Source organism: Candidatus Nitrotoga sp. BS, from assembly GCF_927797785.1.
Taxonomy (GTDB): domain Bacteria; phylum Pseudomonadota; class Gammaproteobacteria; order Burkholderiales; family Gallionellaceae; genus Nitrotoga.
The window spans coordinates 1-4065 of sequence record NZ_CAKMLL010000111.1 but is presented as its reverse complement, the minus strand read 5'-3'; the positions used below and the strand labels follow the sequence as shown (position 1 = coordinate 4065).

Annotated in this window: 4 protein-coding genes; all 4 read right to left on the bottom strand. The window is 46.5% G+C overall.

From position 1 onward, the window contains the following. Positions 1–194: 194 nt before the first annotated feature. On the bottom strand, positions 195–1409 hold the full coding sequence (locus MJ769_RS13370) for an ABC transporter ATP-binding protein (protein WP_239237639.1): 1215 nt from the start codon (positions 1407–1409) through the stop codon (positions 195–197). A 170-nt stretch (positions 1410–1579) separates the two neighbouring features. After that, the gene (locus tag MJ769_RS13365; protein WP_239237638.1) at positions 1580–2368 is read right to left on the bottom strand and encodes an ABC transporter permease; all 789 of its coding nucleotides are present in this window, start codon (positions 2366–2368) and stop codon (positions 1580–1582) included. A 3-nt stretch (positions 2369–2371) separates the two neighbouring features. Further along, on the bottom strand, positions 2372–3316 hold the full coding sequence (locus MJ769_RS13360; protein WP_239237637.1) for a peptidylprolyl isomerase: 945 nt from the start codon (positions 3314–3316) through the stop codon (positions 2372–2374). A 94-nt stretch (positions 3317–3410) separates the two neighbouring features. Beyond that, on the bottom strand, positions 3411–4065 hold a 655-nt coding region (locus MJ769_RS13355; protein WP_239237636.1), incomplete at its 5' end, for a hypothetical protein.

The following is a 4065-nucleotide window of genomic DNA, read 5'->3' as shown; positions in this document are numbered from 1 at the left end:
AGCGGATAACTCGAATCGAGTTGGTCAATCAGGTTAGGAAATAAAAAATTACCCTGGGAAGGGTTAGGTGGCGACTTTTGCATGGTGTTTCGCCCCGTTTTTAATAGTTTTCGCTTTAAAACTGGACGAAATTATAGCATATAAACAACATAATGTAACATTACATCAAAGAGTTATGTTTATTTCAGCGTCGGCTAATTATCCTCCATGGCAATAAAATCTTCTCTTGCGGGCTTCCACTCATGCTCTAAACGGCACAAACCATAATCGCGGGTTTGTCCAGTGATCCGAACCGAAGTGCTCACAGTATCAAAGAGCCGCAACCCTTCAGGATCCATTGCATGAGCGCGAATCGTATATTTACCGGGCAATAACTGAAGATTTGTAAAATGAACGCAAAAACCATATTGCGAAGGAGCAATTTGGTTCGGAAGATACGCAGTTTCGTTTGAGTGAGTACCGTAAATTGGCGCTCCATCGACTCGGACTATCCCAAACAGAATCACCGGCGGCCGGTCATCGGGAGAGTGCGCTACACCACAAATACGTAATACTCCGCCTATTTCAGCGACAGTCGTTACAATACCCGCATCATTTTCTAGCCAAAGTTTGCGAATTTGGTATATCCCACTTGGCTGTACCACACGTTCCATGTGCGCAGCTTTGTTATTCTTTTCTTCGTGGTAGGTCAGATATTCGCGCGTCACGTCGAAGCTGTCGCCATACATATGCAACTGTCCATCATGAATCCATACTGCTTTCTGGCACAGGGTCTGAATATGGAACATACTGTGCGAGCACAGCAGCAGTGTCCCGCCTTGACTCAAATACCCTTCGATCCAGCGGATGCATTTTTTCTGGAATGACTCATCGCCCACAGCCAACACTTCGTCAGTAATAAGGATGTCCGGTTGCATGGCTGTTGCGACGGCAAAACCCAGCCGCACCACCATGCCGGACGAATAATGCTTGATCGGTTCCGCAATATGGGAACCTATATCGGCGAATTCAATTATGGAATCCAGCTTGCTGTCGATTTCTGCATTGCTCATACCCATCAACGCGGCCGCCAGATGGATGTTTTCCAGACCGCTATATTCAGGGTGGAAACCGCTACCCAGCTCCAGCAAAGCGCCAATACGACCATTTACCACTACTTGGCCGGTGGAGGGCTTGACCACACCCGCGATGATTTTCAAAAGAGTCGATTTACCCGCGCCATTTTCGCCAATCAGTCCAAGGGATTCACCTGCTTTCAGCTCCAAATCAACTCCCCTCAGTGCGCAGAAATGGGGCACCTCGCCACGCTTGAAAAGCAAGGTGGCAATCGTGCGCAACCGATTGCCGCCCGTGGCAACGCTAGGATAATTCTTGCCGACATTACTTAGGCGGATTAGAGGTGGTTGCACAATATTGGTGTCTGTAACAAATTAGTTGGAAATGCAAACTTGGAGAATATAGCCATCTGAATTATCCCAATCAATATAACTGGCATCCCATACAAGGTTAGTCATACGGGTTTCCAAGAGATATCATTAATGATGACCTGCGAATTTTAGTCGAACTTTAAACATGCGGACTAAATAAAATCCTCAAAATAGGGTGACAATCGATTAAAGAACCATCGCCCAGCGAAAAAAAACAACAAACTGCCAGCCACCATTGCCATATCCTGCCAGCCGATATGATTATTACCATTCATCAATAGCTCGCGTATTCTGGTAATAAAATACGAAAGTGGGTTCAATGCAATGACTTTCTGTATCTGCTGCGGCACTAAGCTGGCGGGATAAAGGATGGGGGTGGCGTAGAACCAGATCATGAACACCGGCGCAAGAAAATGCTCGACATCCTTGAGCAGCACTTGCAAGGCAGCAAGAATCAATGCCAGACCACTGGTAAATAATAGCTGCATGCAAAATAGCAATAATACGAGCGGCAGCGTGGCGAAATGCAAATCATTGCCGGTTAAAGCTAGTACCGCAAGCACCAATAGAAAACCGACTACATGGACGGCATACGTCGAAAGAACTGCACCGTACACTAACAGCTCGTGCGGAAAGGCAACCTTCTTGATAAGCCCACCGCCGTTTTGCACTGCCAGGGCACCACGTTGCGCACCCTCCTGAAAGCTCAACCACGGCCATAGCGCTACCGCAACAAACAGAATAAAGCTGTGGCCTTCCAGCTCAGGAAACTTTACCTTGAAAATAGTTGTAAATACCGCCGCATACACCGCCAACAGAGCCAATGGGTGTAGCAACGCCCAGAAAATCCCGCTGATGCTGCCTACATAACGGCTTTTAACCTCTCGAGATAGAAAATTGAGCAGCAACCATCGGTACGGCCACAGATTCCTTATCTGCATGGATTACTGCTTTGTGGCCTCAGGCTTGTTTTGTTCAGACAGCTGACCGCCTCCGGATTTCAAATCAGGGCCTGACCAAAATTGATTTACGGCATCCTCGTTTAATTTCAGTGATGGATCGAGCAGTATCCCACCGATAAAATTTTGACGATATTCATTTAAAAACTTTTCCCGCTCGCCCTCTATTATCTTTTCCTTTACCTCGTCAAACGAGCGCACTAACTTTGGATTTTTTTCGTGAAGTTGAATAATGTGGTAGCCAAAAACTGTCTTCACCGGTTCGCTGATATCGCCTGGAGAAGCAATGGCAAAAGCTGCATCCGAGAATGGCTTAACCATTTGCCCCGCTACAAAAAAACCAAGGTCGCCTTTGTTCCCCTTTGCACTTGGATCATCAGAGTATTCCAGCACCAACTCTTCAAATTTTTTCCCACTCGTCGCCTGTTCGCGTACCTGTTTGATGCGCTGCAGCGCTTCTTCAGGTGTACGGGTTTTTGTATCCACCAGAATATGTGAAACACGTACTTTTGCTGGAACTGTATATTTTTCGATATTAACCTGGTACAGCTCAATGGCACGCGTGTCGAAGCTTGGTATCTTAACTTCTTTGGCGATACGGTTGATTTGCTCCTGCGCCAGCAATTTGTCCCCTGCTATTTCTATCTGCTTGCTTAATACGGGTTCGCGATCAATTTTGGTAGTGCGGGCTTGGGCAGCCAGCGTTTTGTTGACTAGCAGGTTTTCCAGCAGTTTGGCAATGCGGGCCTTGCTTGCCAATACCTCCGCGCGATGTTCAGGCGGAACACGCATCAAATCCGCCTCAAAATCCAGGCTTGTAATTTTGACCTTATCAGACTCGACTAATACCTGTTCCACACTCAATGCCGGAGCTGCACAGCAAACCAGCACCGCTAGCGCCGCGTACTGCTTTAACAACATACGACTCATTATTTTGACCTCAAGTTTAGTTTAAAAAATAAAAAACTCCCCCAACAAAAGTTGGGGGAGAGCGAACTTTACCACGTTCAGGCTTGGATGAAACCTACCATGCAGTAGGCAAAAATATTTGGGTGGGCTTGCCACTCTGTATTAATTTTAGATAAGCCATATAACCCACCTGTTCAACCTTCGCGTTAGGAGGAATGTTATTTAATATTGAGAATGCATAATTCCATGCTCTAATTTCTGTTAAAGACGATTGTGATGTTGGTGTGGTTTTACCAGAGGAACCACCTTGTACTGGTGGCGGGCTTCCAGCCGTAACTGTAACTTCTCTTAAAGCAGTATTACCGGAACCTACACTATTGGAGCCAGTAACCGAATAAGTAGTTGTGCTCGTCGGTGTTACATTGCCACCAGCACCTGTAAAGTTGACCCCAGCCCATACATAAGAAGTGGCAGCGGGAGTGCAGTTTGCAATTAACGTGGACGAAGCTCCTTCACTAATTGTGGAGGGGGAAGCAGTAAGCGTACATGAGGGCGCTACACTTGGCGCTTGTTCAGCTTCTCCACTGCATACTACGGTCAAATTGCCGTTTGCATCGGAGCTAAAGCCGGTATAAGAAGCACATGTATTTGTCGTAACGCCGGTAAGGGTTACCGTACCAGCTTGAGCGGATAAAGAATAGGCCATTAAAACAGCCAGAACAATAGGTGCAGCTTTAGTGATCATTACTTTTGAATTCATATTAGTCTCC